The organism is Polaromonas sp. (genome assembly GCF_036676035.1).
Lineage (GTDB): Bacteria > Pseudomonadota > Gammaproteobacteria > Burkholderiales > Burkholderiaceae_C > Polaromonas.
In genome coordinates, this window is the sequence record NZ_JAKFDR010000093.1 from 1 (window position 1) to 25231 (window position 25231).

The 25231-nt window shown below is 61.6% G+C and carries 25 protein-coding genes and 1 riboswitch; of the genes, 3 read left to right on the top strand and 22 right to left on the bottom strand.

Annotation, left to right across the window (positions count from 1 at the left end; all coding sequences use genetic code 11):
* On the bottom strand, positions 1 to 141 hold a 141-nt coding region (locus tag V6M61_RS13420; protein WP_332777121.1), incomplete at its 3' end, for an uL13 family ribosomal protein.
* A gap of 228 nt (positions 142 to 369) precedes the next feature.
* On the opposite strand from V6M61_RS13420, the gene V6M61_RS13425 reads away from it, so the two are divergent.
* Positions 370 to 1398: a 23S rRNA (adenine(2030)-N(6))-methyltransferase RlmJ gene (locus V6M61_RS13425; protein WP_332777077.1), complete on the top strand. Its 1029-nt coding sequence runs from the start codon at positions 370 to 372 to the stop codon at positions 1396 to 1398.
* On the opposite strand, the gene V6M61_RS13430 is transcribed toward V6M61_RS13425, so the two are convergent.
* From V6M61_RS13430 to V6M61_RS13495, 14 genes are all read right to left on the bottom strand, one after another.
* The gene (locus V6M61_RS13430) at positions 1395 to 1667 is read right to left on the bottom strand and encodes a TfoX/Sxy family protein (RefSeq protein WP_332777078.1); all 273 of its coding nucleotides are present in this window, start codon (positions 1665 to 1667) and stop codon (positions 1395 to 1397) included. The two genes, V6M61_RS13425 and V6M61_RS13430, sit on opposite strands and share 4 nt — an antisense overlap.
* Before the next feature lie 44 nt (positions 1668 to 1711).
* Complete coding sequence (locus tag V6M61_RS13435; protein ID WP_332777079.1) at positions 1712 to 2743, bottom strand: cytochrome d ubiquinol oxidase subunit II; 1032 nt, start codon at positions 2741 to 2743, stop codon at positions 1712 to 1714.
* Positions 2736 to 4142 (bottom strand): cytochrome ubiquinol oxidase subunit I, encoded by a 1407-nt coding sequence (locus tag V6M61_RS13440; protein ID WP_332777080.1) that lies wholly within the window; start codon positions 4140 to 4142, stop codon positions 2736 to 2738. Before V6M61_RS13440 ends, V6M61_RS13435 begins: the two co-directional genes overlap by 8 nt.
* A 2-nt stretch (positions 4143 to 4144) precedes the next feature.
* Complete coding sequence (locus V6M61_RS13445; RefSeq protein ID WP_332777081.1) at positions 4145 to 4780, bottom strand: GbsR/MarR family transcriptional regulator; 636 nt, start codon at positions 4778 to 4780, stop codon at positions 4145 to 4147.
* A 121-nt stretch (positions 4781 to 4901) separates the two neighbouring features.
* Positions 4902 to 5045: a hypothetical protein gene (locus V6M61_RS13450; RefSeq protein WP_332777082.1), complete on the bottom strand. Its 144-nt coding sequence runs from the start codon at positions 5043 to 5045 to the stop codon at positions 4902 to 4904.
* Between the two features lie 48 nt (positions 5046 to 5093).
* Entirely contained in the window at positions 5094 to 5849 is a 756-nt protein-coding gene (locus tag V6M61_RS13455; RefSeq protein WP_332777083.1) for an ABC transporter ATP-binding protein, read from the bottom strand.
* Positions 5843 to 6904: a FecCD family ABC transporter permease gene (locus V6M61_RS13460; protein WP_442957777.1), complete on the bottom strand. Its 1062-nt coding sequence runs from the start codon at positions 6902 to 6904 to the stop codon at positions 5843 to 5845. The genes V6M61_RS13455 and V6M61_RS13460 overlap by 7 nt, the downstream gene beginning before the upstream one ends.
* Positions 6901 to 8097 (bottom strand): ABC transporter substrate-binding protein, encoded by a 1197-nt coding sequence (locus V6M61_RS13465; protein WP_332777085.1) that lies wholly within the window; start codon positions 8095 to 8097, stop codon positions 6901 to 6903. Before V6M61_RS13465 ends, V6M61_RS13460 begins: the two co-directional genes overlap by 4 nt.
* A 35-nt stretch (positions 8098 to 8132) precedes the next feature.
* Complete coding sequence (locus tag V6M61_RS13470; RefSeq protein ID WP_332777086.1) at positions 8133 to 9371, bottom strand: MFS transporter; 1239 nt, start codon at positions 9369 to 9371, stop codon at positions 8133 to 8135.
* A gap of 3 nt (positions 9372 to 9374) precedes the next feature.
* Positions 9375 to 11282: an IucA/IucC family protein gene (locus V6M61_RS13475; RefSeq protein ID WP_332777087.1), complete on the bottom strand. Its 1908-nt coding sequence runs from the start codon at positions 11280 to 11282 to the stop codon at positions 9375 to 9377.
* A 12-nt stretch (positions 11283 to 11294) separates the two neighbouring features.
* Positions 11295 to 12467: an NAD/NADP-dependent octopine/nopaline dehydrogenase family protein gene (locus V6M61_RS13480; protein ID WP_332777088.1), complete on the bottom strand. Its 1173-nt coding sequence runs from the start codon at positions 12465 to 12467 to the stop codon at positions 11295 to 11297.
* Positions 12464 to 13507 carry a PLP-dependent cysteine synthase family protein gene (locus V6M61_RS13485; protein ID WP_332777089.1) on the bottom strand — a complete coding sequence of 348 codons (1044 nt, stop codon included), beginning with the start codon at positions 13505 to 13507 and terminating at the stop codon, positions 12464 to 12466. Before V6M61_RS13485 ends, V6M61_RS13480 begins: the two co-directional genes overlap by 4 nt.
* Before the next feature lie 4 nt (positions 13508 to 13511).
* Complete coding sequence (locus V6M61_RS13490) at positions 13512 to 14876, bottom strand: Y4yA family PLP-dependent enzyme (RefSeq protein ID WP_332777090.1); 1365 nt, start codon at positions 14874 to 14876, stop codon at positions 13512 to 13514.
* Between the two features lie 89 nt (positions 14877 to 14965).
* Positions 14966 to 17203, bottom strand: a complete 2238-nt coding sequence (locus V6M61_RS13495; RefSeq protein ID WP_442957781.1) for a TonB-dependent receptor — start codon at positions 17201 to 17203, stop codon at positions 14966 to 14968.
* A 184-nt stretch (positions 17204 to 17387) separates the two neighbouring features.
* Between V6M61_RS13495 and V6M61_RS21040 the strand changes: the two genes are divergently transcribed.
* Entirely contained in the window at positions 17388 to 17609 is a 222-nt protein-coding gene (locus tag V6M61_RS21040; RefSeq protein ID WP_442957778.1) for a hypothetical protein, read from the top strand.
* A gap of 91 nt (positions 17610 to 17700) precedes the next feature.
* On the opposite strand, the gene V6M61_RS13505 is transcribed toward V6M61_RS21040, so the two are convergent.
* The 6 genes from V6M61_RS13505 to ahcY all read right to left on the bottom strand — a co-directional run bounded on the left by V6M61_RS13505 (position 17701) and on the right by ahcY (position 22975).
* Positions 17701 to 18297 (bottom strand): septal ring lytic transglycosylase RlpA family protein, encoded by a 597-nt coding sequence (locus V6M61_RS13505; protein WP_332777091.1) that lies wholly within the window; start codon positions 18295 to 18297, stop codon positions 17701 to 17703.
* 27 nt (positions 18298 to 18324) lie between these two features.
* Positions 18325 to 18783: a MerR family transcriptional regulator gene (locus V6M61_RS13510; protein WP_332777092.1), complete on the bottom strand. Its 459-nt coding sequence runs from the start codon at positions 18781 to 18783 to the stop codon at positions 18325 to 18327.
* A gap of 31 nt (positions 18784 to 18814) precedes the next feature.
* Positions 18815 to 19252, bottom strand: a complete 438-nt coding sequence (locus V6M61_RS13515; protein ID WP_332777093.1) for a nuclear transport factor 2 family protein — start codon at positions 19250 to 19252, stop codon at positions 18815 to 18817.
* A 340-nt stretch (positions 19253 to 19592) separates the two neighbouring features.
* A complete protein-coding gene (gene metF / locus V6M61_RS13520) occupies positions 19593 to 20420 on the bottom strand; it encodes a methylenetetrahydrofolate reductase [NAD(P)H] (protein WP_332777094.1) in 828 nt (275 codons plus the stop codon).
* A gap of 8 nt (positions 20421 to 20428) precedes the next feature.
* Complete coding sequence (locus V6M61_RS13525) at positions 20429 to 21394, bottom strand: TlyA family RNA methyltransferase (RefSeq protein WP_332777095.1); 966 nt, start codon at positions 21392 to 21394, stop codon at positions 20429 to 20431.
* 144 nt (positions 21395 to 21538) lie between these two features.
* Positions 21539 to 22975, bottom strand: a complete 1437-nt coding sequence (gene ahcY, locus V6M61_RS13530) for an adenosylhomocysteinase (RefSeq protein ID WP_332777096.1) — start codon at positions 22973 to 22975, stop codon at positions 21539 to 21541.
* 108 nt (positions 22976 to 23083) lie between these two features.
* Positions 23084 to 23158, bottom strand: a riboswitch (S-adenosyl-L-homocysteine riboswitch).
* A 33-nt stretch (positions 23159 to 23191) separates the two neighbouring features.
* On the opposite strand from ahcY, the gene V6M61_RS13535 reads away from it, so the two are divergent.
* Complete coding sequence (locus V6M61_RS13535; RefSeq protein ID WP_332777097.1) at positions 23192 to 23977, top strand: HAD-IIB family hydrolase; 786 nt, start codon at positions 23192 to 23194, stop codon at positions 23975 to 23977.
* On the opposite strand, the gene V6M61_RS13540 is transcribed toward V6M61_RS13535, so the two are convergent.
* A complete protein-coding gene (locus tag V6M61_RS13540; protein WP_332777098.1) occupies positions 23974 to 25227 on the bottom strand; it encodes an MFS transporter in 1254 nt (417 codons plus the stop codon). The genes V6M61_RS13535 and V6M61_RS13540 overlap by 4 nt on opposite strands.
* Between the last annotated feature and the right edge of the window lie 4 nt (positions 25228 to 25231).

The following is a 25231-nucleotide window of genomic DNA, read 5'->3' on the forward strand; positions in this document are numbered from 1 at the left end:
GTGAGGCGTGTAAATGGCCTTGTGTTTGCCGCGCAAACGGAGAGCAACTTCGCTGGCTACTCGTCCGAGGACCTTGTCGGTCGCGTCAATCACAAACCACTCGTGCGTCACGTCAGCGGGTTTGGCGCTGAAGGTTTTCATGAGTTTCTCTTAAGTTTTAAGGGTTTGTCGGGTTCTTTTCCACGGTCGGTGTTCTTCTGATGAGAACCTCTTAGGTGGTCATTTGCGCAAAAATATCCGAAAGGCGAGCCTCTGGGTTAGCTTGGCGCAACCCTGCCGCGGAACCACGTGTTCGCTGCAGAGCCTTGGATTATATGAAAAATCAAGCACTTGCGTCAATTTTTGCCGCCCAGCGGGTACCATAGCCCCATGTTTTCCTACCGCCACGCCTTTCACGCAGGCAACCATGCCGATGTGCTCAAGCACACCACGCTGATCGCGCTGATGAAGTATTTGACCCAGAAAGACACGGCGCTGACCGTGATTGACACCCACGCCGGCGCCGGCCTGTACCGGCTCGACGGCGATTACACCGAAACCAGCGGCGAAGCCCTGGACGGCATTTTCAGGCTTTTATCTGAATCAAACAAGCCTCCAGCCCACGTAAAACCTGGGCAACATGCTACTAAAAATATAGCAAAACCCGTCACCCCGGCCCCTGACGCCAAGGCTGGCGCGGCCGCCAAAAGCCCCCAGCCCCCCCAAAGTGAGGCGCTGGCGCCCGCCCTGCAGGACTATGTGGAGGTTTTGCGCGGCCTCAATCCCCAGTTCGCCCAGACCGGCGACCCGACCCACCTCAGGATCTACCCCGGCTCACCGTTCATCGAGCAGCAGTTTCTGGGCGGCCGTGACAAGCTCAAGCTGTTTGAGCTGCACCCCACCGATTACAAGTCACTGTCGGGCAATATCGAGCAGCTGGGCGTGGGCCGCCAGGTCGCGGTGGCGCGCGAAGACGGCTTTGAAGCCCTCAAGACCTTTTTGCCGCCCCCCGCCCGCCGGGCCATGGTGCTGTGCGACCCCAGTTACGAGATCAAGAGCGATTACGCCCGGGTCACCGCCTGCATGGCCGACGCCCTCAAACGCTTCGCCACCGGTACCTATGTGGTCTGGTACCCCATCATTCCCCGGCCGGAAGCCCATGATTTGCCGCGGAAACTGAAAACCCTGGCCACCAAAGCCGGGCGGAGCTGGCTGAATGCCACTTTAACCGTCAAATCCAGCAAGTTAACGACCGATGCCAGCGGCGAAGTCAAGCGCCCGGGCCTGCCGGCCAGTGGCATGTTTGTGATCAACCCGCCGCACACGCTGAAGGCCGAGCTGCAGGCCGCCCTGCCGCAGATGGTGGCGCGCCTGGGCCAGGACCGCAACGCCGGCTTTACCCTGGAGCACGGCGGCTAGCTACGTCGCTCATACTCCTCCAGGGCGAGCAGCAGACTGGTGCGATGCACGCGCGCAACCTCTTGCCAGTGCAGCCCCGTGAGCGCAGCTTCAAGCGCCCACAGGAGATTGAGACTGACGTTGGCGCCGGAGCGCTTGGCCTTGGCATAGGCGGCGACCGCGCCCAGTTGCCGCAGTTGCTCGGCGGACGTGATGCCAGCGCTCGCCAGCATCTGCTGCGACTTGGGGGCGAGGTTCGGCAGGTCAGCGAGCGAGGCCTGAGTGCGCATAGGTGACTCTGCGAATGGCGGGCAAAAAAGCTCCCCGCTTCTCCTCAATACTTCAGCGCCGAACTCTTGCCCCAGAACACACGGTAGGCAAACACGGTGTAGCCCACGATCATGGGCAGCACCACCACGGCGCCGGCCAGGATCACGCCCATGGCTTCGGGTGAGCTGGCGGCCTGCCAGATGCTGATGCGCTCAATCACCAGCCACGGGAACAGGCTGTAGGCCAGGCCGTAAAACGCCAGCAAGAACACGCCGACGGTGCAGCCAAACGGTATCCAGGCGCCGTACTCGTTGCCCTGCGCCAACCGCAGCGGCAGGCGGCGCAGGCTGCGCTCTATCACCGCAAACAGCACCATGGTGGCCACGGGGATGGGCAGCAGCAGCACGATGTAGGGAAAGGCAAACCATTTGTCGAAAATGGCCTGGCTCACAAAGGGCGTGGCCAGCGAGATCGCGGCGATGCCCGCGGCCGTCAGCCACAGGCTGGCGCGCGCCCAGCGCACCGCCTGCAGCTGCAGCGGGCCTTCGGTCTTGATGATCAGCCAGCCGGCGCCCAGCAGGCAGTAAGCCGCCACCAGCGCCAGGCCAATCGCGGCATTGAACAACATGGGCCAGAGGTCGGTGCGAAAGCCGGTGATCAGGGAGCCGAGCATATAGCCTTGACTCCAGCTGGCCAGCAGCGAACCGGCGTAGAACGAGCGGTTCCACATCGGCTTGTGCGCCGCATGCGCCTTGACGCGAAAGTCAAACGCCACGCCGCGCAAGGTCAGGCCCACCAGCATCAGCGCCACCGGCAGGTACAACGCGCCCAAAATCACGCCGTGCGCCACCGGAAACACCGTGAGCAAAATACCAACGCCCAGCACCAGCCAGGTTTCGTTGGCGTCCCAGAAGGGGCCGATGCTGGCGATCATGGTGTCTTTGTCGTCCTCGCTGGCGCGGCGCATCAGCACGCCAACGCCCAGGTCGTAGCCGTCCAGGATCACATAGGCCAGCATGGCCAGCCCCATCACGACCATGAACACGACGGGCATCCAGCCCGCGGCCTGCGTCAGGTCAGGAATGAGTTCACGCATGGCGGGCTCCTTCTTTGTCGGGGTAATTGAGGACGTTGAGATCGTCCTCCAGCGCCGTGCCGGCCGGCGCGCCTGCGGGCGTCGGCAGGGCCTTGCGCGCCAGGTAGAACAGCACCGAGACATAGGCCGTGATGAGCGCCGCATACAGCGCCAGGTACATCGCCAGGGTCAGGGCAATCCGCGGCGCGGGGACGGTGGAGGCGGCCTGCGCGGCGGTCAGCACGCCGGACACCAGCCAGGGCTGGCGGCCGATCTCAGTCACATACCAGCCGGCCACCAGTGCCAGCCAGCCGGCAAAGGTCATGGCCAGCAGCATTTGGGCCTGCCAGGGCCTGATGTCGCGCTCGTTGCCCGCCCGCCAGGGCTTGAGCTGCCAGACGCTGAGCCAGCTTGCCAGCAGCATCAGCATGCCCACGCCGACCATGATGCGAAAAGCAAAAAACACCGGCGCCACGGGCGGGTGCTTGCCGGGAAAATCGTTGAGCCCTTTGACCTCGCCGTCAATGTCGTGCGTCAAATAGAGTGAGGCCAGCTTGGGAATGGCGATTTCGAATTTGTTCCCGCGCGCCTTGCTGTCGGGCCAGGCCAACAACACTGCCGGCGCGCCGCGCTGCGTTTCCCAAATGCCTTCCATCGCGGCGATTTTGGCGGGCTGGTGCTGCAGCGTGTTCACGCCATGCTGGTCACCCACGAAAATTTGCAGCGGGATCAGCACCGCGGCCAGGTACACCCCGGTGCGCAGAGTGGCCCGCACTTCGGCGCCCCGGTCCTGGCGCAGCCAGCGGTAAGCCGAAACACCGGCCACCAGAAAGGCCACCGTCAGGCCGGAGGCCAGCAGCATGTGCGTCAGCCGGTAGGGGAAAGACGGGTTGAAGATCACCTCGAACCAGCTGGTCACATGCGCCTGGCCGTTGATCATTTCAAACCCGGCGGGCGTTTGCATCCACGAGTTGAGCGCCAGAATCCAGAACGCCGACAAGGTGGTGCCACCAGCGACCAAAAATGTCGCCACCGTGTGCATGCGCTCACTGACACGCGCGCGGCCGAACAGCATCACGCCCAGCATGGTGGCTTCCAAAAAGAAAGCGGTCAGCACTTCATAAGCCAGCAGCGGCCCGGCGATGTTGCCCACGGTTTGCATGAAACCGGGCCAGTTGGTGCCGAACTGAAAGCTCATGGTGATGCCGCTGACCACACCGAGCGCAAAGGTCAGCGCGAAGATCTTCACCCAGAGCTGGTAGGCGTCCATCCAGTGCTGCTGCCCTGTCTTGACGAAACGCAGCTTGAAAAACAGCAACACCCAGCCCAGAGAAATACTGATGGTGGGAAACAGGATGTGGAAGGTGATGTTGGCGGCAAACTGGATACGGGCCAGAAGGAATGCGTCAAGTCCATCCATCGTCAACTCCTGTCTTCATCGGGAAGCTTATCGGCAAGCTTGGCGGGCTGCGCTGCCACTGTGTCCGCTACGGTCCGGCCTGTCAAACCGGCCTTGACGGTCTTGGCCACTTTGTCTTTGGCTTCGAGCAGTTTTTGCACCTTGGCGCCCATCTTCATGAGGCTGGCCAGCGTGGCCGAATCCATTTTCTGTACATCGGCCAGCCAGCCGGTCATCAGCTCGATCAGGTCGTGCATCTGTTTCATGCGGCGCTGGGCATAAATGTCGTCCGGGGCCGCCGGCTGCTCCATCAGCGCATCGCGCAGCATCGACAGCGTCGGGTCGATCTCGCGCTTGCGGCGCTCTTCGGCCAGCGTACGGAAAATCGCCCAGACGTCTTCGGGGGCGCTGAAATATTCACGCCTGTCGTTGGGCAGGTGCTGCAGGCGCACCAGGTTCCAGGACTGCAGCTCTTTCAGGCCCATGCTGACGTTGGAGCGCGAAAACGCCAGCGCTTCGCCAATTTCATCGGCATTCAGGGCGCGCGGCGACACGTACAGCAGCGCGTAAATCTGCCCAACGGTGCGGTTGATGCCCCAGCGGCTGCCCATTTCACCGAAATGCAGGACAAAACGCTGGGTCAGAGGGGGAAGATTCATGCTTTGATTTATTGAATTTTCAGAAATTACTGAAATTCTAATAAATAAAGCAGATTTGTGCCAGCACGGACCAGCCTTGATCAGAGGGTTGATTTTGGGGGGTGCCGACGTTACGCAGCAGTCAGAAGTCCAGGCGCTGGACCAGCTTGGTCTGGATTAGCAGGCAGGTGCGCGACAGCGACCGGCGGTAAATGGCATTGGCGAATGTCTTGTTCGGCGCCTCGTCGTGCAGCTGCGGGTACGCGGCTTCCTCTACGGCACTCACCCTGGGTCACAAGCTCGAACCCACGATTCATTGCAAACAAACAGTTTCTCAAACAATCCCGTCGACGATGACATGACCGATACCCATTGAGCAGCGCTCGATGCGGGCCTCTATCCTGTACACCTCGCGAAGCATCTCGACGGTGATGACATCCTCGCAGGGACCGCTTCCCCGCACAGTCCCGTCAGCGATCACCAGAACCTGGTCTGAAAAGCGCAACGCCTGGTTGAGATCATGCATGGCGACGAAGACGACAAGTCCCCGCTGCCTGGCGAGCGCACGCATGAAACCGAGGACCTGAACCTGCCGGTGCAGATCGAGGGCGCTGGTCGGTTCGTCCATGAGCAGAATTTCTGGTTCGCGCGCAAGCGTCTGCGCAATGGAGGCCAGCTGGCGTTGCCCACCGCTCAGTTCGCCCAGGTTGCAAAACGCGAGATCGGCGATGCCAAGTGACGCCATGATTTCATCAATCAGCATCAGGTCCGTGTCGTGAACCGACCAGGACGGCGTCTGCTGCTTGCGCGCCAGAAGAACCGATTCGTAGACCGTCAGTCTGGCATTTGCCGTGATTTCCTGCGGCATGTAGCAGATGCCGTCGTCTCCTTTGCGCGAGCCTTCCAGGAGAACGGTGCCGGGCCCATCGAGGAGGCCGGCCATGCGCTTGAAGAGCGTCGACTTTCCCGCCGCATTGGGGCCTATGACCGAGACCACCTCACCACCAAGGAAGGAAGGCGTGCTGATCCCCGAGATAATCAGACGTTGGCCATAGCCGGCGCCAACGTCTTCCAGCTGTAGCTTCACCATGAGTTCTTCTTGCTGCCGAGGATGAGAGACATGAAAAAAGGCACGCCGATGAGCGACGTCACGACCCCGATGGGGAAGATGGCGCCCGGAATCAGGGTTTTGCTCACCACGGAACTGAGGGAGAGGACCAGCGCCCCGGTCAGCAGCGACGCAGGCAAAAAGAAACGCTGGTCTTCACCGATCAGCATGCGCGCGATATGCGGGCCGACAAGGCCGACAAAGCCGATGGTGCCGACAAAAGCCACGGGGAATGCAGCCAGAAGGCTGACCATGACCAAGGTCTGAAATCGCAAGCGCGGCACGTCGACGCCGAAGCTTGCGGCCTTGTCGTCGCCCAGACGCAACGCGGTCAATGCCCAGGCGCGGCGCGCGAAGATCGGCAGTGTGACCAGGATGACGAGGCAGGTCACGCCCAGTTTCGGCCAAGTGGCCTTGGTGAGGCTGCCCATGGTCCAGAACACCACGGCGGCCACCGCCTGCTCGGTCGCGAAGTACTGCACGAGTGCGAGCAGCGCATTGAAGGTGAACACCAGGGCAATGCCGAGCAACACGATCGTCTCGCCAGTCACGCCTCGCCGCATGCTCAGCACGTGGATCAGAAAGGCCGACAGCATCGCCATGGCAAAGGCGTTGAGGGGAACCATGTACTCGGCGGCGACAGGAAACAGCTTGAGGCCGAAAGCAAGCCCCAGGGCAGCGCCGAAACTGGCTGCGGCGGAAATGCCCAGCGTGAAAGGGCTCGCAAGAGGATTGTTCAGGATGGTCTGCATCTGGGCGCCGGCCAGTGACAGCGCGGCGCCCACGACGACGGCCATCAAGGCCACGGGCAGGCGAATCTCCCACATCACCACCCGCACCTGCAGTGGCGCGCTGCCTGGCCAAAACAGCGCTCGAACGACTTCTTCGAGACTGTAGCGGGCTGGTCCGAGCGCAAGGTCAAGCAAAAGGCTTAGCAACAACAAGAGGGTGAATCCGCCAAGCAGCAAGCGCTTGCGCCGTATCAGCGCCCGATAAGCCTCGCGCTGGGCATTGTCCGACTGGAACACGGAACTCATGGCCTGGCCTCTGTGTTTTCGCCGAGACTCACAAAATAGCCCGGCCTGTAGGGGACGGGCAGAAAGCGCTCATGCAACTCACGAAAGGTGGCGTCCGGATCGAGATCGGCGAAGAGCGCCGGATGGAACCACTTGGCAAGCTGCTGGATCGCGACGAACTCGTAAGGACTGTTGTAGAACTGATGCCAAATCGCATGAAACGCGCGATGTTGGTTCGCCTTGATGCCGGCGTATGCCGGCCGCTTGGTGTAAGCCTCAAGCTTGCGAGCGGCTTCGGTCGGATCCGCTCCGGGGCCAACGCCGACCCAGCTCCCCCCAGGAGCATAGGCCTCCCAGTTGGCACTGGTGACAACCACCTGGTCGGGATTGGCCGCAATGACCTGTTCGGGGTTCAGTTGGCCGAAGGTGCCCCGAATGACATCCTTGGCAATATTGCCGCCGCCCGCCATCTCGACGAATTTGCCGAAGTTCTCATTGCCGAAGCTCAGACAGCAGTCCTGGGTATATCCGCCGATACGTTCGATGAATACCTTCGGTCGTGCCGGTTGACGTGCGCTAATGACGTCGGTGACGCGCTGAAGCTGCTTGGCGCGAAACGCAATGAACTCCTCGGCGCGCGCTTCCTTCCCGAAAAGCTTGCCGAACAGGCGCATCGTCGGTTCGGTGTTTTCAATCGGGTAATGACGGAAATCGATGTAGACCACCGGAATGCCTAGCGCACCCAATTTCTCGATAGTGCGTGCATCCTCGGTGGCGCGTTGGGCTTCGATGTTCAGAAAAACGACATCGGGCTTCTGTGCGATAGCCTGTTCGACATCGACCGTTCCGTCTTCGAAGCCGCCAAAGGTGGGAATGCCGGCGATCTTTGGAAACTTGCGCAGATACAAAGAGTAGGTGTCCGGGTCGGCCTGAATCAGATCCTTGCGCCAACCGACTATGCGTTGAATCGGGTCTTCCGTATCAAGCGCCGCAGCCAGGTACAACTGGCGCCCCTCTCCGAGTATGACGCGCTGCACCGGCACGCGGACATGGACCTTGCGCCCGAGAAGATCGGTCACCGTGGTCGTTGCAGGAGATGCAGCCGCCACGACGGCCGTCCCCTTGCGCTGGTTTGAAAAAAAGAAAACCGCAGCCAGAAGACCGAGCAGCATGAGGACAATGAGCACGCTGACCCATCGACGTTGAATTGCCATCGTAAAAACTCTCATATGGATATTGATATTGATATTTATTGTTCCGCCGGTATTTCGGCATTCCGGATGGCGTCATGTCCCCGTCTCATGAGCACCATGGCGATAACCGCCAGAACGTATGAAAGCGAAACGAAGAAGTAGGTGTATTGCAGTCCGGCGACATGGCTAAGCCAGCCGCCCAGTGCAATGCCGGCGATCGAGGAAAATTGTGCGGTACTTTGCGCGATTCCGAGGATATAGCCTTGCTGGAGACTGCCGGCTGCCTTCGATATCAGTGACATCAGCACCGGCGTCGTTGCTCCCAGCAGGACACCCCACGCAAAATGAATCGCAATGAACACGCCGATGCTGCGCGTGATGCCTGCGACCGCCATCAAACCAGCACAGGCTGCGGCGACATAGGCCATGCGGCAGAGCGCATCGGGCAAGGGCTTTTCCTCGAAGTGCCTCGCCCATAGCGAAGCGGACACCACAAAGCCCAGCGCAAGCAAGCCATAGCACAAGCCCACGACCCAGTTGCTCACTTCGAAGACCGAGTGAACATAAAGGGAGAACGGGGTCTGCGTAATCATGCGGCTTACGAGCAATATGCCGATGATGCCAAGCAGCCCAAAGATAGTCGATGATCGCCAGATGGGATGCGGTCCGACAGCCGACACGGTATTGGGGAATTGCGCCGCCGGCGATGCCGGCACGCCGGGCAATATCAACGCTACGCCAACAGCACAGATCGCGCACAGGATCGATGCGGCGATATTGATCCAGAAAAATGTCGCATGGTCGAGAATCAGGCCGCCGGCGATCGCCCCCGCCAACGATCCCACATTGGTCGATACCTGCAGATAAGCAAACAGGCGCGCCCGGCGTGCCGGAGACTCGATGCTGACGCTATAGGCTTGAGCCGGCGCAATGTATCCCGCGCAAGCGCCTTGCACGAAGCGCAGCACGAGGATGATCCAGACATCGTTCGACCAGGCCAGCGCCAACTGGGTCAGGGACAAACCCACCAAGGCCCTGATCATCATCGGCTTGTGCCCGAATCGATCGCCGATTCGTCCCCAGAACGCGCTCGTCAACACAATGCCGAGCATCGGCCCGACATAGACGGCGATGCCGGCAAAGCCGAACAACAGGTCGGATGAGCTAAGCGCCCTCAGGTGAATGGGCCAGAAGGGGCCACTCATTTCCATGGCGCCCATGGAAATCAGCTGAATCACGAAAAGAACGTGAATCAGGCGCGACACCTGGTCCGGTGCGACCGTAGCATTCGACATCGGTCAGTTTGCGCTGTGCGCTGCCATCAGCGGGTTGGGCAGATGGTGTTGCAGCCGGTAGTCGGAATACCTGAGCAGATGCATGCGCAGCACGGAGCGTGTCGGCCAGGGCTTCTCCAGAAACTCCATTCGCTCCGCCTGCCATAGGGCCCTGGAAACACGTGGCGCCGCGGCATCGAAAGCGCCTTCCGTCTCTTCACGCAAGATCTCCCACAAACGCGATGCAGCGAGTTCGTATTCGTTCGTAAGCAGCAGCGCCACTTCGTGCAGGTGGCACACGAAGCAGGCATCGAGCACAAAGGTGCGAACCGGCTCGATATCGCCGGAAAAGACAGTCGGAAGAATTCCGGAATGGACGTAGGGCTTGAGTTCATATCCTCGCGCGGAAAGCAGCGGCGCATAGGTGCGGCCATCCCCGAAGTCGCGTATCAGCAAGCTTTTGGGCATTCCTTCCGGGGAGAACAGCACTGAAGTATTCTGTTGATGCGCCTCGAGCCCGATACCGTACAGCAGGTAGATGCCGATCACGGGGCGCGTGACGACGCGCGCATACTGCCTGAACCAGGTTTCCACCATTTCCGACGGTGGACGCTCGCCATCGCGCTCGATCAGTTCCGAGATGAGCGGCCTGCCGCTCGATGGCGACTTGGCGAATAACGCGGCCACGGTAATGGGAAGCAGTCCGTCGGTTCGCTCAAATGCTTCCCTGCTCGCGCGGTACGCGACCGACAAGTGACGTCCGGGCCTGTCCTCCTGCTTGACGGCGTGTTTGTAATGAAATGCGACCTCTTCCGGAAAGATGTCGAGTGTCTTGTCGAATCCGTTTTCGTCGATCAGGATGCGTTTGATCACGGTACTGATGCGCGGCCCCATGTGGATCGATTTCGCTTGCAGGCTGCGCTGTTCGCTGGTCAGCCACAGCGCCAGCGGCAGCTTGATGAACGGCGCCGTTTCCGGCAGATGCGGCATCATGGTCCTGAAGGACATGGTCGGGAGCGTCTCGATATCGGGACCTTCGGTGATCAAGATGCCTTCCGCGATCTCCGCTGCGTATTCCTTCTTCACGTAGTGTTCGAGCTGCCAGGAGTGGATGGGCAGAGGCAACCAGTCCTTTTCGTTGAACTGTCTTGCGTTCAGCTGTTCTTTCCAGTTCTCCCACAGCACCGGAAAATTGTCGGCGAACCAGTCATGGTAGCTGTGAACGTGCGGCATGCGCTCCATATACGCCATATCCGCCCGCAACGAAGCGATGCGCACTCCGACCCTCGCGTTGAACTCCGGGGACAGCAGGGCCACTTCTTCAGGGCTCAGGTCCGGCTTGGATTTCCAGGTCGGGTAGAACGGGTGCCCTTCGAGCGAGCCCCATTGGTCCAGCAGCACGGCCGCGTCCCTGACGCTGGATTGCCTGTGCAAGGCGTCCACCAGACCACTGGCGCCCGTCGAGCCGATAAGCTTGCTCAGGTCTGCATTCCACGCATCACGATAGATCCGGGCAAGCGCGTCATTGTCAACGCTGTTCGCAATGTCCGCCTTCAGGCCGGCAACGCCTTCGTCACTTGGAGAAAAATCAAAATCGTTGCGCAGCAGATCGATCAGTTGATCGGGCGTTTCGATGGCCGTCCGAACGCCGCTGGATTCGATCAAGGTAATGGAACCGCGGTTGATGAAAGTGTCCGCCGGTGCCGCCCTCAGGTCTTCAAAAAAGACGAGGGCATGCCTGTGCCAGAGGGGAAGCCACGCAGAGTGACCGTGGGGTGCAAATACCAACAGGCCCTTGTCAAGGATCTTCTCCGCAAACAGGCAGCGAACCATCCGGCGCAAGGCATTGCGCCGGGCAAATGCCAGGGCGGCCTTCTTGCGCTCGGCATGGACGGCGTTGTCGGGCTGTAACAGGGTTGGATTATGTTTCATGGAGCTCAGGTATCAGGCAGGCCAGGTTTCGGGAAAGTAGTCCAGCGCCGAACTGCGCAGGCCTCTCATGTAGGAGACATTCCAGCTGAATATTTCTTCGATATGCGGTACTTGCACGTTCAGCCGCTTTGCCATCTCGACGAGCAAAGCCAAGCCGTAAGCCACGTCCTCGTGAAATGCGCGACTCTCTTTGTCGATGACGTATCCGGGGTGGTCGTCTGCCGGGACCAGCGGCGCCTGGATCGAGTCATACGCCTGATTGGTCCGCAGTACCGACAGCATCGTGCCGTGGTCGCGTATCTGGTCCCCGTAGGCTTCGATGATCTCTTGCTTCAACGGCTTCACCGAGGACAAGTCCACGTCCAAGTGCTGCTCGACGGCCTTGCAAAGCGCTTGGCTCTCCTGATCGCTGCGCTCCAGGAAGTACGCGCCAAGCTCGGTACAGTCGGTCCACCAGCACATGGGCGACGAGAAGGTCTTGTTGTGCCACTGCGCGTAGGGTCCGACAAGCCCATACACCACCGAGCTGTGCATGATCGGGTTGCCGGGGGTCAGGGTGATTTCCAGATAATGACCCAGCAGCTCGACAGGAGAGGCGTACAGCCTTTGAAGGTGTTCCAGCAGGCAGAGGCGCGCCTGCTCGTTTTCGCGCACATGCGTCCCGATGTAAAGCGTGCTCTTTGCCCCACCCATTTTTACCGAGATGCCGGGCGTGAGGTCGTAGGCGGTATGCGGCACATCCTTCATGCCCCAGATGACGGCATTGGGCCGGGCCGCCAAGGCCTTCTCGGCAAGCCAGTCGAAGCCGCAGAAGCCGGGAATGGCGCCCACATAGACAGGCTTATCCGACGGCAAGTTCAATGCGATTGCGCGCAAAAGCTCTGGCCGCACATGGGCAGGCACCGTGATGATGACGACATCCGCGTCATCGAGGAGTCCTTCCGGCTCGCTCGCGACGGCATCCAGGCGGGCGGAGAGTTTTGCTCCATTCGGCAGGACGGCGGTGATACCGTCCTTGCTGTTGTGATGGAGGTCGATCACCTCCCGGCGGCTTGTGAGCAGTGAGACCCGCACGCCGGGAAGCTGTTTGAACAACACGGCATTCAGGTGGCCCGTTCTGCCGCCACCGCAAATGGCCACATTGAGAGGTCGCATGATGAAATCCTTGCCCGTGTGTTGAGTCATGCCACGCTCAGCTGCGGAACCACTCGCGGCGCCTCTTCGGCGCTTTCCTGCACGAGCCACCCATCCAGCTTCGCCCAGACTTCCGGATCGAGGAGATCGCGCTCCTTCAGCCACGTCTCGCTGAACACGGTGTGAAGATACTTCTCTCCGCCGTCCGCCACCACCGCCACGACGTTGCCGCCGATCAGGCCGCCATGGATCAACTCGAGGGCCTTGTAGATGACACCCCCGGTGGACCCGCCCACCAGCAGTCCGGTATGCCGGGCGAAGTACCGGGCAGTTTCAAATGCCTGCGAGTCGGTGACCTGCACGCCCAGGTCGATGCAACTGTAGTCGAGCACCAGGCCGACGGTGTCGCCCTGGGGCGTACCCGTTCCGGATTGATAGTAGGGGCGCCCCGGCTGGCCGAAAATGATCGAGCCGGCGGGCTCGACTGCAATCGTCTTGGTGCTGGGGTTGTGCAATTTCAGTCCGCTTGCAATCCCTGTCATCGAGCCGCCTGTCCCCACACAACCTACATAGGCACCCACGCGGCCGTCGACCTGCTCAATGACCTCCCGGACGAAATCGAAATACCCGCCGGCATTCGCCACGTTGTCCGACTGGTTCATGAACACCGCACCCGGGATTTGGCTGGCCAGCTCCGCGGCCAGGCGCTGGCGTTCAACGACGGCGACCTCGTCCTCCTTGTAGTTGCCCTCGACATAGCGAATCTCCGCGCCGAGCGCGCGCATCACCGCGATTTTGTCCGGGGCTGCATGATGATCGACGACGGCGATAAAACGCAGCCCGAATTCGATCGTCGCAATGGCCAGGCCGATGCCTGTATTGCCGGAGGACGACTCCACCACAACGCCACCAGGCTTGAGCCGCCCCGACTTGAGCGCCGCAATGACCATATTGCGGGCCATGCGGTCCTTGATGCTGCCGCCCGGATTGTTCTTCTCGATCTTGAGCAGCAGTTTGGAATTTTTCCCAGGGATGGAAATTCCAAGAATGGGTGTATTGCCGATCAGCTCAGTTACTTTGTTCAATATCATCTAATTACTCCCTTTGGTCGTCAGGTGAAACATCAATTCCGCCTGCAGCGTTGCAGGTCACCGCAATCCGGCGCGGCATGGGATGGCGGTGAAATTCGTTTTCAAGCAGATCCATCTGGTAGCCGGCGGTGTTGGCGTAAACGAGAAGGTCGCCGGCTTTCGGAGTCCTGGCGAAGCCGATCAGTCGATTGGTGATGACGTCATCGTCAAGACAACTATGCCCGGCGATATAGGCCCGGAAGGAGTGACTTGGCATCTCGCCCACAGCCTGCGCAGGAACAAGAATCGGATCCACCAGGAACTCGGAGGCAAACCAGGTTTCGCAGGCGCTGAAGCTGCTTCCTTCCACGAATAACACCTGATGCCCCCGAGCCAATGGCTTGACGCGGGTGATCCTGAACACGGAAATGGCAGCCTGATCGACAAGACTGCGTCCCGGTTCGATCGCCAGGACAAGATCCATCGCCTTGAGGTACTGGGCGACCGACATGCCCTCCGTGCATGGGGACTCCAGCAGTCGACTCAGCCACTCGCAGGCGTCAAGCCGGCTGCCATACGGGTAAAAAGACTCGGGGACCCTTCCGTTGCGGTAATCATCGCTGCACTGGTCGCGCAAGAACGCCTCGTACCCGTCGCTGTCCACATACCGAATGGGCAGGCCGCCTCCAATATCGATGATCCCGGGATTCAAACCCAGGCTGCGCGCCGCATCCACGTAGTGGGTGATCTCGCGCATGGCCTGCGCGCGCGTTTCATGGGCATAACCACCCAGATGAAAATGAAATCCCTCGAAAGCAAACGTCTTCCCCAGTTGCGTGAGGCGTTGCAGACACCGCAACAGATCGTCAGCTCCCATCCCAAAGCGGCTCGCTTGAGACGAGGTTGGCCGATAGCGGAGAAGAACCCGCACCCTGCGGGCCGGTGAAATCTTGCGGACGCATTCCTCCAGCTCGGAGAATTCCTCGACCGAGTCGACCGAGATCAGCGAAGCGTTGACCATCAGTTCGGAATGAAACGCTCTGGTCTTTGCCGGGCCCGTCGCGCAGAGTCTTGAAGGGTCCGCACCGGCGCGCAGGGCATCCCGCAATTCATGGATGCTGGACACATCCACTCCGACACCGGACGCCACCGCAGCACGGACCAGCGCCTGCGATTTGTTCACCTTCGCCCCGTAGAAAATCTCAGAGCGCACCTCGTGAGCGCGCAGCACGGCGCGAAACGCTTCGACGTTCTTCCCCAGGGCATGCGGCCAAACCATATGAAGTGGAGATCCATACCTGTCAACCAGGTCCAGGAGCGTCCCCGGCGAAGAATGGACCACGTCCGAAATGGCCGGATCGAGAATAGGCCTCAGCGGCATGGTCGACATGGCCCGTGCTCGTTCGGTATCCGACTCGGCAAGTAGCGTATTGCTTTGCACAGGCAGCCCCTTTGCAGTGTCGCTGTCGCGGGTTCGATTTAAAAGTCCACCGCGGCCGACAGCATCACGGTGCGGGGAGCACCCTGAACAAAGCCGCCGTAAGAAGCCACACCTGACCAGTAATTGCGGTCGAATGCATTGAGAATGTTCGCCCGGAAAGTGGTCGATCTTCCGGCAACCTTGGTGCGATAGCGTGCACCGAGATCAAGCCTGGTCCAGGCCGGAATGCTTTGCGTGTTGGCCTGATTGACATTTTGCTTGCCGGTATGGATCAGGCTGCCGGTCAATGTGAGTCCGGGCACCCACGACGTGTCCCATTCGGCACCCATGTTGGCCTGCAGCGACGGCACCCCGACCGGCGCCTTGCCAAGCGTGGCACTGCTGTTGGTCTTCGTCAGCTTGGCATCGAGCAGCGTCACGCCGCCGAGCCATCGGACACCGGGCGCTGCTTCACCGTACACGTTGACTTCCAGGCCCCGGTTGCGCTGCTCACCATCGACCGCGAAGACGTTACCGGTAAGCTGGCCGCCGGGCTTCTCGATCTGGAAGGCGCTTACCGTGGTGATCAAGCTGCCATGATCGATCTTGACGCCGATCTCGTGCTGCTTTGACTTATAGGGTGCAAAAGCTTCACCCGCATTGCTTGCCGTCGACGGTGCAACATCGCCTTTGCTCAGTCCCTCGATGTAGTTGGCATAGAACGAAACGTTTTTCCAGGGCTTGACGACCAAGCCCAGCAGCGGCGTGACGGCACTCTTGTCGTAGGAAGACGTGACGGCGCCCGTAGCCGCACTGAAGTTATCCGACTTGACCTGCTGCTGGCGCACGCCGAGCATGACTTGCACGCGCTCGTCGAACATGGACAGGGTGTCTGCCAATGCAACACCGGAGAGCTTGGTCTCTGAAATCTTCGGCACCAGAGCAGGTGCGCTCAGGTTCTGGCTGGGGCGCCCAACCGGGGAATAGATGTTCGACAGCACCGCAGTGCCGCTGGTGGAGCCGCGCGACAGTTGGTCATGGTAAACGCTTGTCTGCAGAGTGACGGCATGGCGGACCGAACCGGTATCGAAGCGGGCGCGCAAGCCGGTGTCGGCACTGGAGCGTTCAACGCCGAACTTGAAATACATCGGCATCGAACTGGTATCGCCAGCGGTATTCAGAATCGTCGGCATCTGGTCAGACAGCCGCGCCACATCCGATTGGGCGCCACCGGCGTTGGCGAACAGCGTCAGCTTGTCGGAAATGTCGTATTCGGCCCGCAGCAGCAGTGACTGGTCCTTGATCTTCGACCATCCCCACGCCTGGGTCACATTGCGCCGGCCGTCTGGCGCCGACGGCACCGCAATCCCCGCAGCAGCAAGAAACGGACGGGATGGCGCATCGAATTGTTCCTGCTGATCGATAACGTCGAGCGATGCCCTGAACCGCTCCCCCTGATAGTCGAGCGCCACGGCACCGACATCCGCCTTCCGTGACTGGTTGTCCAGCGGCGTATTGCCCTGATGATGACTGCCGTTGAATCGCACGCCGAACTGACGATCCGCACCAAAGCGCCGGCTCATATCAAGGTGTCCGCCTGCCTGCGAGTTCGAGCTGTAGTCGGCCGTGAACCGGGTCAGATCGACATTGGATGCGCGCTTGGGAACGATGTTGATGACGCCGCCGATGCCACTGTTCGGGGACATGCCGTACAGCAGGGCGGCGGGCCCCTTGATCACCTCGATGCGCTCGGCGTAATCGGAAAACACGCGGTAGTTGGGCGCCACGCCGTACTGCCCATCAAAAGCGACTTCACCCACGTTGCCCTCGCCGATCGGGAATCCGCGGATGAAGAAAGCATCGAGGATGCCCCCCGTCTGGCCGGTGGAGCGAACCGAAGAGTCTCTGGCCAGAACGTCGGCCGCCGTAACCGCCTGCTGGTCCTCAATCATCTGTGCCGTATAGCTGCTGGTGCTGAAGGGCGAGTTCATGACGTCCGTGTTGCCGAGCAAGCCCAGCCGACCTCCGCGCGCGACTTGCCCACCGGCATAGGGCTGGGAAACATCGCCAGACCGCTCCGCGCTGACCTTCACCTCCGGGAGCATCTTGATATTTTCAGCGACCTCTTGCTTTGCCGTGGGAGCGGTTTGCGCCTGGGCATGGCCAATAAATCCGGCTGTCAACAGCCCTGTGAAGGCCATGCGCAAGGCAATAGCCAACGGCTTGAGGAGCATCGGCGCCGGGATGAACGAAGAAGGGGCTGAGTGAGTAGTGGCGAGGTAAGACTTGGTCGGCATGATTGGCGAGTTCGAGTTCGAATTCAACTTTGACTTCGAATTCCTGTTTCGTTGAATTAAGCCCTTAACGATCTTTGCGACCGGCGAGGCGAGGAAGCACTGCAGTTCGACCGCCACTCATTTGCATAAAAAATATGCCTCCGTTGGCAGCATCGCAACAGCATGTCCGCGAATAATAATGCAAATGCAAATGATTATCAATAGCAAGATTGATTTAGTTGCTACAGCTCGCTCGGTCAAGTCTTACCAGCCCACTTTGAATGGAGATATCTTGAGAAAAATCCGCGTGCAAACCTCGCATGGCGAACACGGGTTGCCCAGCCGTGCACCCGGTTTCGGCTTTCTCGGTGCGATGCAGCGGGTGATCCTGCCGCAGTCACTGCGGACGACGGTGCCGCCACCGTGATCAGCCAGACGCCCGGGGCCGGCCGCCGACAGCAGCAAGATACGTTACCGGCGCGAACGGTGCGCCGCGCTTGGCGATTTGAAACCCCACATTAACGCGGGCGAGTAGGCGTAGCGGGGCGTTTGGCCGCACGCCGGACGGTCTTGCCTGCTTTCCGCGGTGCGGAAGCAAGCACCGGCGGGGTGGACTCGGGCACCAGCAGCAGCACGTCCTTGACACCGAGCCCCAGCATGCCCAGCGCCTCGGCGGCTGCACGGCTCATATCGATCACACGGCCCTTGGCATACGGCCCGCGGTCATTGATGCGCACATCGACTTCGCGCCCGGTGCGCAGGCTGCGCACCCGCACCAGCGTGCCGAAAGGCAGGGTTTTGTGCGCGGCGGTCATGGCGTGCTGGTTGTAGCGCTCGCCGCTGGCGGTGCGCCGCCCATGAAAACGCGGGCCATACCAGGACGCCTGACCTTGCTCAAACTCCCGGAGCGCCTCACCTTCGATGAGGGGCTTCTCGCCAACGCCAGCATCCGGGGCCGGCGGGGCGCTCGGCGCTTGCGCAGGCGGGAATGGCTTTGACTCGGCAGGCCGGGCCGGCGCCTCCCGGGAGACGGGGCCGGGCACCGTACTGCAACCGGCCAGCAAAGCCAGCACGGTCGCAGCAACGCCCATCCAGCACGGCTTAAATCCCGGCATGGCGCCTGCTCCCGTTAACAGGCGCGTTCAGGGTTTGGCTCCCTGGCGCGACTTTGCCTTGGGCGAGGATTGAAGGGCCGCCCCGGCGCGCTCCGCGGCCTTGACCGGTGGGCGCTTTCCCGTCGTGACCCATTCATCGTAAAAATCAATCTTGCTGTCCAGCAGCTTGAGCGCAAGCTGCCACTCGGCAATCATGTCCTTGACCTGGGCGCGGTGCGAAGACAAGAGCGCCTGCCTTTGCTTGAGCGTGGCGCTGCCCTGCTTGACCAGCGCGGTGTACTCGCGCATTTCGGCAATCGACATGCCGGTGCGCCGCAAGCGGTCCATCAGGTCTAGCCAGCTCAGATGCAGCTCGCTGTAGACCCGCCGGTGGCCCCCGTCACGCAGTACGCCGGGTATCAGCCCCTGGGCTTCGTACCAGCGGATGGTGTGGACGCTGCGCCCCGTGCGCGCGGCGAGTTCTCCGATCAACAAGCTTTCAGCCATGCTTCGCTTTATAACCCTTTAGAGTTCCCGCTCAGGCGGCAACCGGGGGTGCCTCCAGCGCAGTGCTCACCAACGCCGTGTCAAGGTACTCCATCAGCTCTTTCAGCTGGCCCCCTTCCATCCGGCAGACATAGCAGTAGCTGTTGTTGTAGGCCTTGCCGGCCTTGGTGGTCACATGGCCCTGGCATTCGATCACCACCATGTCGCCTTCAGCGATGATCCGGTGCGCGGTGTTGGTGTAGCGGGTCGCAAACTGGGCAAACAGCGGCTGCAGCAGCTCGCTAATGACGGCCTGCTTGCCTTCGTAGGTGCGGGACCATGAGGTGTTGCCCGGTATCGTCCAGCGAAAGTCGTCGGCCATGCTGTCCGCAAAAGGTTTGCCATTGCCTTTGGCCAGTTCGGCCATGACCTCCTGCATGTGTTGCTTGTTGGATGCTGCGGCGCCTGCCGGGGTGCTTGCTGCGTTCATGATGGGTCTTTCGTTGATGCCATTTTCTGCGTGTGGGGCCCGGCACAGGAAAAAAAGAAAGCTGTGCCCGGCCGACTGGTTCACGGGCTGAAGACAACACACCAGAGTCGCTGCCCTGGCCCGCTCACGCATTAAAAATCCTCGAGTGCACTCCAGGTCAAGCCCGCAGGTCCGGGATTTGCGAAAAGCTGGGCCGGCCCCGCCTTGAAGGCGGGAAAAGCAGCGGCTGCGGGGGAATTCGCGCAGCCCTTGGTTTGCATCAAAAGATGCCTGCAGCCCAATATCAACAGGCGCAAGTTGCTATTTAATTTATAGCATTCTTCCGCTGAAGCAGCACCGACTACAAACCCAGCCGCTTGCAAATCTCCAGCGTCGCAGCGCTCTGGTTCATGGTGTAGAAGTGGATGCCGGGCACGCCCGCGCGGCAGAGCTGGTCGCACAAGTCGGTGACCACATCCAGACCGAAGGCCTTGATGGACTGGATGTCGTCGCCATAGCCCTGCAGGCGCAGGCGGATCCAGCGCGGGATTTCAGCACCGCAGGCATCGGAAAAACGCATCAGCTGCGTCGAGCTGGTGATGGGCATGATGCCGGGCACGATGGCCAGGTCCACGCCCAGCGCGGCCGCGTCGTCCACGAAGCGGAAGTAGGCATCCGTGTTGAAAAAATACTGGGTGATGGCCGAGTTGGCGCCGGCCTTGACCTTGGTCGCAAAAGCCTGCAGGTCCGCCTCGGCCGACTTGGCCTGGGGGTGCACTTCAGGGTAAGCGGCCACTTCAATGCGAAAGGCATCGCCGGTCTCGGCGCGGATGAAGGCCACCAGGTCGCTGGCGTAATGAAACTCGCCACCTATGCCGTAGCCGCTGGGCAGGTCGCCGCGCAGCGCCACCAGCCGCTTGACATTCATCGCCCTGAGCGTGGCGAGCTGCGCGCGCACCGTGGCCTTGGTCGCGCCCACACACGAGAAGTGGCAGGCCGCGTCCACCCCTTCATCGAGGATTTCCTTGACCGTGCCAAAGGTGCCGTCCTGGGTGGAGCCGCCGGCGCCAAAGGTGACGGAGCAGAACTCGGGCTTTTGCGCGTACAGCAGCTGGCGCGTGGCGCGCAGCTTGTCGGCGCCTTCGGGCGTCTTGGGCGGGAAAAATTCAAAGCTGATGGGAAGACTCATCACAAACCTCATTCCTTCTTCGGGTCTTTGTCGCGGCGTTTGCTGCGCGCCGGCCCGGGCTGGCCCGCATGTGCGGCGTCCGGGTCTTCGTGCGGTTCATGGCTGACGCGCGGCAAGCGCTTGGGCGCTTTTCGCGGCGGTGCGGCGGCGAGCGGCTGGTCTTCGCCGACGCGCTCGCGGCCCTTCTTCGCATGAATGAAAAACTCGCGGTTGCCGTCACCCCCTTCAATCGGCGAGTCCAGCCAGGCCAGCACCTCCAGCCCCAGTTCGGCACAGCTGTCACGCAGGCGCTTTTCGACGAATTCAAACAGCGAGGCATCACGCACAATGCCGCCCTTGCCCACCTGCCCTGGCTGCAGCTCGAACTGCGGCTTGACCAGCATCAGCAAATGGCCGTCGGCCTTCAGCAGCCGCACCACGGCCGGCAGCACCAGCGTCAGCGAAATAAAGGACAGGTCGCCGGTCAGAAAGTCAAAAACCGGATCGAATTCATCATCAAATTCGGCCTCAGCCCCCGCATCATTTGCGCAAGCAGCTATCAAATCAATAGCGGTTAGCGAGCGCGCGTTGACGCCTTCTATGCAAACCACACGGGGGTCGTCACGCAGGCTGGCGTGCAACTGGCCATGGCCGACGTCCACGCCCACCACCTGCGCCGCACCGTGCTGCAGCAGGCAGTCGGTAAAGCCGCCGGTTGATTGGCCAATGTCCAGGCAGCGCAAGCCCGTCACATCGAGACCCGTGCTTTTGAGCGCGCCTTCCAGCTTCAGGCCGCCGCGCGAAATGTACTTGGCTTCGCGGTTGTCGAGCACCTGCAGTTCGGCGGCATCAGGCACCTCGTCACCGTTTTTGGCAACCCGCTTCCACGCGCCTTCAACTTCCACGCGCCACTGCACCCCCGACGCAATCAGGCGCTGGGCCTGGGAGCGGGTGGTGGCAAAGCCGTGTTCGACGAGGAATAAGTCAGCGCGCATGTATGCCTTCGGTTTAGTCCCCTCTCCCTCTGGGAGAGGGTGAGGGTGAGGGTGAGGGTGAGCCACCTCAAAACAGGTCTGGTATTGGCTCAGCGCCGCTAGCCCTCACCCCTGCCCTCTCCCAGAGGGAGAGGGAGCAGGGTATCAATAGCGGTAGGTATTTGCCTTGTACGGGCCGGCCTTCGACACCCCGATGTAAGCCGCCTGCTCGTCACTCAACTCCGTCAGCACCGCGCCGACTTTCTTGAGGTGCAGACGCGCCACTTTTTCATCGAGGTGCTTGGGCAGCACATAGACCTTGCCCACTTCGTAGTCGGCCTGCTTGGTGAACAGCTCGATCTGCGCAATGGTCTGGTTGGCAAAACTGGACGACATCACAAAGCTGGGGTGGCCGGTGCCGCAACCGAGGTTCACCAGCCGGCCTTTGGCCAGCAGGATGATGCGCTTGCCGTCCGGGAAGATCACGTGGTCGACCTGGGGCTTGATCTCGTCCCACTGGCATTTTTCCAGCGCGGCCACGTCGATCTCGTTGTCGAAGTGACCGATGTTGCAGACGATGGCCTGGTCTTTCATCTTGGCCATGTGCTCATAGGTGATGACGTTTTTATTGCCGGTGGCGGACACAAAAATGTCGGCCTTGTCGGCGGCGTATTCCATGGTCACGACCTTGTAGCCTTCCATGGCGGCCTGCAGGGCGTTGATGGGGTCGATCTCGGTGACCCAGACCTGGGCGCTCAGGGCGCGCAGGGCCTGGGCCGAGCCCTTGCCCACGTCGCCGTAGCCCGCCACCAGCGCAACTTTGCCGGCCACCATCACATCGGTGGCGCGCTTGATCGCATCGACCAGCGATTCGCGGCAGCCATAGAGGTTGTCGAACTTGGACTTGGTGACCGAGTCGTTGACGTTGATGGCGCGCAGGGCCAGCGTGCCCTTGGCCGACATTTCATTGAGGCGCAGCACGCCGGTGGTGGTCTCTTCGGTCACGCCGATGATGTTTTTCAGGCGGCGGCTGTACCAGGTGCTGTCTTCCTTGAGCTTGGCCTTGATGGCGTTGAACAGACAGATTTCTTCTTCGCTGCCGGGCTTGGCCAGCACGGAGCTATCGGTCTCGGCCTTGGTGCCCAAATGCATCAGCAAGGTGGCATCGCCGCCGTCGTCGAGGATCATGTTGGGGCCTTCTTCGGCCGTGCCCTTGGCGCCCGGGAACTCGAAGATGTTGTGGGTGTACTTCCAGTAGTCGTCGAGGTTTTCACCCTTGTAGGCGAACACGGGCGTGCCTTTGGCGACCAGCGCGGCGGCGGCATGGTCCTGCGTCGAAAAAATATTGCAGCTGGCCCAGCGCACCTGGGCGCCCAGGGCTTGCAGGGTCTCGACCAGCACGCCGGTCTGGATGGTCATGTGCAGCGAGCCGGTGATGCGCGCGCCCTTGAGGGGCTGCGATTTGGCGAATTCTTCGCGAATCGCCATCAGGCCGGGCATTTCGGTCTGGGCAATGTTCAGCTCCTTGCGGCCCCAGTCGGCAAGCGACAGGTCGGCAATGGCGTAATCGTTGTGCTGGGCGGGTTTCAATACAGCGTTCATTTGGGCATCTCCAAAGCGAATGGTCAAACTGGGCAAAATAGCCACGGGCATGACGCCTCAAGAGGGTGGGGAGGGATTTTTTCACCACTCACCCGGCTTGAAAGCACATGCGGGCGAGCGTGGTTGCAAATGAAAGTCCTGAGCCTAGACCACATGCCGTGGGTTGCAACGCTCCTCAGGAAACCAGCCATTGTACAGACATGCGACACTTTCGTCATGAAATTCCTCAAAACCTGGCCCGCCGAAGCGCGCCGCGGCATCGTCGGGGTCTTGACCGACATTGACGACACCCTGACCACCGAAGGCGCGATCACCGCCGATGCCCTGCAGGCGCTGGCCGAGCTCAAGGCCGCCGGCCTGCATGTGATTCCGATCACCGGCCGGCCTGTGGGCTGGAGCGAGCCTTTTGCACAGCGCTGGCCGGTCGATGCCATCGTGGCCGAGAACGGCGCCGCGGCCCTGCGCGCAACGGCAGCGGGTCTCACCAAACTCTACCAGCAGGACGCGGCAACCCGCGCCGCCAACTTTGCGCGCATGCAACAGGTGGCGCAGCGCGTGCTGCGCGAAGTGCCGGGCGCCAGGCTGGCTGAAGACTCGCCGGGCCGCGAGACCGACATCGCGATCGACCACAGCGAGTTCACGCACCTGCCGCCCGAAAAAATCGCGCAGGCCGTGCGCATCATGCAGTCCGAGGGCATGAACGCCACGGTCAGCTCCATCCACATCAACGGCTGGTATGGCGGGCACAACAAGCTGGACGGCGCACGCTGGATAGCCCGCGAGCTGTTCGGCCGCGAGCTCGACGCCGAGATAGCCCGCTGGGTTTATGTGGGCGATTCGACCAACGACCAGCTGATGTTCGAGCATTTTCCGCACAGCGTGGGCGTGGCCAACATCCGCCGCTTCGAGGCGGAGCTGGCGCACCAGCCGGGCTACATCACCGAGGGCGAGCGCGGCGCGGGCTTTGCCGAGGTGGCGCGCGCGCTGCTGAACCGGCCTTAGCGCACGGCCAGCGCGGCCTCCCGGCGCAGCGACGCCCAGCGCAGCCACGCGCCCATGCCGGCCACCGCCAGCACCAGCGCGGCGTAACCCTCCACCGTGACGGGCAGGCCCAGCGGCGCGATCAGCCGGCCGGCCAGCATGGCCGGCACGCTGAAGGCGAGGTAGCTGGTGGCATAGAGCGCGGCAAACAGTTCCGCCCGCTGCTGCGGCTGCGCCAGCGGGGCCAGCGTCTGCACCTGGGCCGAGAATGCCGAGCCGCCGCCAAAACCGGCCAGCGCCGTTCCCACAAAAAACAGGCCCACCGAATGGACGGCCAGCGACACGGCCACCAGGCCGGCGCCCAGGGCGAGCCAGCTCATGCCGACGGCGCTCATGCGCGTGGGAGCCAGGCGCCTCAGCAGCGTGGGTGAAGCGGCGCCCAGGCCGAAAAATGTCGCGATGGCCAGGCCGTTGACGATGCCGTTGTGGATGCCGAAGATTTGCTGCAGCACGGAAGGCACCAGCGACAGGTACAGGCCCGCGAGCGACCATACCGCCAGCATCGTCGGCACCCCGCGCACAAATTCAACACGCGCCGCCACCGGCACCGAAATGCGCGGCACCAGCGAGGCCAGCGCGCCGGGGCGCGGCGTGACGCTTTCCGGGAGGAACAGCGTGGCTACCGCACCCGTCACGCAGATGGCGGCCAGCACGCCGAACACCAGCGGCACCGGGTGCAGCGCGAGCTTGACTGCAATGCCCGTCAGCAAGGCGCCCACGGCCAGCCCCGCCAGCGGCGAGACACTGCCTATCATCGCGCCCAGCCGTTTTTGCGATGCCGGGGCCGCCTCCACCACCGCCGCCGTCAGCGCGCCGCTGACCATGCCGGTGGCGATGCCCTGCACGACGCGGGCCGCGATGATGCCGCCTATGCCCTCGGCCAGCAAAAAGGTCAGCATCGCGCCGGCCTGCAGCAGCAGGGCGACAAACACCACGGGGCGCCGGCCAATGTGGTCAGACAGCGATCCGGCCACCAGCAGCGAGGCCAGCAGCGCAATCGCATAAATCGCGAACGCCACCGTCAGCAGTGCCGGCGAAAAGCCCCACTGCTGCTGGAACACGACAAACAGCGGCGAAGGCGCACTGCCCGCCGCGAAAAACGCGAACAACAGGACCGCCAGCAGCGGGAAGGCGGCCGCGGGCGGCAGCCGCCAGCGAGCGGCTGTGGAGGATGAGGACGGTTGCAAAGAGGGGGTGGCAGGTGCGGTCATGGGA

Coding starts and splice junctions, on each gene's coding strand:
- V6M61_RS13490 (WP_332777090.1), bottom strand. CDS start 14,876: ATGTCGACCATGCCGCTGAGGCCTATTCTCGATCCGGCCATTTCGGAC.
- V6M61_RS13540 (WP_332777098.1), bottom strand. CDS start 25,227: ATGACCGCACCTGCCACCCCCTCTTTGCAACCGTCCTCATCCTCCACA.
- V6M61_RS13495 (WP_442957781.1), bottom strand. CDS start 17,203: ATGCCGACCAAGTCTTACCTCGCCACTACTCACTCAGCCCCTTCTTCG.
- V6M61_RS13445 (WP_332777081.1), bottom strand. CDS start 4,780: ATGAATCTTCCCCCTCTGACCCAGCGTTTTGTCCTGCATTTCGGTGAA.
- V6M61_RS13485 (WP_332777089.1), bottom strand. CDS start 13,507: ATGATATTGAACAAAGTAACTGAGCTGATCGGCAATACACCCATTCTT.
- V6M61_RS21040 (WP_442957778.1), top strand. CDS start 17,388: ATGCAAATGATTATCAATAGCAAGATTGATTTAGTTGCTACAGCTCGC.
- V6M61_RS13525 (WP_332777095.1), bottom strand. CDS start 21,394: ATGCGCGCTGACTTATTCCTCGTCGAACACGGCTTTGCCACCACCCGC.
- ahcY (WP_332777096.1), bottom strand. CDS start 22,975: ATGAACGCTGTATTGAAACCCGCCCAGCACAACGATTACGCCATTGCC.
- V6M61_RS13465 (WP_332777085.1), bottom strand. CDS start 8,097: ATGGCAATTCAACGTCGATGGGTCAGCGTGCTCATTGTCCTCATGCTG.
- V6M61_RS13510 (WP_332777092.1), bottom strand. CDS start 18,783: ATGGCTGAAAGCTTGTTGATCGGAGAACTCGCCGCGCGCACGGGGCGC.
- V6M61_RS13475 (WP_332777087.1), bottom strand. CDS start 11,282: ATGAAACATAATCCAACCCTGTTACAGCCCGACAACGCCGTCCATGCC.
- V6M61_RS13470 (WP_332777086.1), bottom strand. CDS start 9,371: ATGTCGAATGCTACGGTCGCACCGGACCAGGTGTCGCGCCTGATTCAC.
- V6M61_RS13440 (WP_332777080.1), bottom strand. CDS start 4,142: ATGGATGGACTTGACGCATTCCTTCTGGCCCGTATCCAGTTTGCCGCC.
- V6M61_RS13535 (WP_332777097.1), top strand. CDS start 23,192: ATGAAATTCCTCAAAACCTGGCCCGCCGAAGCGCGCCGCGGCATCGTC.
- V6M61_RS13435 (WP_332777079.1), bottom strand. CDS start 2,743: ATGCGTGAACTCATTCCTGACCTGACGCAGGCCGCGGGCTGGATGCCC.
- V6M61_RS13515 (WP_332777093.1), bottom strand. CDS start 19,252: ATGAACGCAGCAAGCACCCCGGCAGGCGCCGCAGCATCCAACAAGCAA.
- V6M61_RS13425 (WP_332777077.1), top strand. CDS start 370: ATGTTTTCCTACCGCCACGCCTTTCACGCAGGCAACCATGCCGATGTG.
- V6M61_RS13505 (WP_332777091.1), bottom strand. CDS start 18,297: ATGCCGGGATTTAAGCCGTGCTGGATGGGCGTTGCTGCGACCGTGCTG.
- V6M61_RS13480 (WP_332777088.1), bottom strand. CDS start 12,467: ATGACTCAACACACGGGCAAGGATTTCATCATGCGACCTCTCAATGTG.
- V6M61_RS13460 (WP_442957777.1), bottom strand. CDS start 6,904: ATGAGTTCCGTGTTCCAGTCGGACAATGCCCAGCGCGAGGCTTATCGG.
- V6M61_RS13430 (WP_332777078.1), bottom strand. CDS start 1,667: ATGCGCACTCAGGCCTCGCTCGCTGACCTGCCGAACCTCGCCCCCAAG.
- metF (WP_332777094.1), bottom strand. CDS start 20,420: ATGAGTCTTCCCATCAGCTTTGAATTTTTCCCGCCCAAGACGCCCGAA.
- V6M61_RS13455 (WP_332777083.1), bottom strand. CDS start 5,849: ATGGTGAAGCTACAGCTGGAAGACGTTGGCGCCGGCTATGGCCAACGT.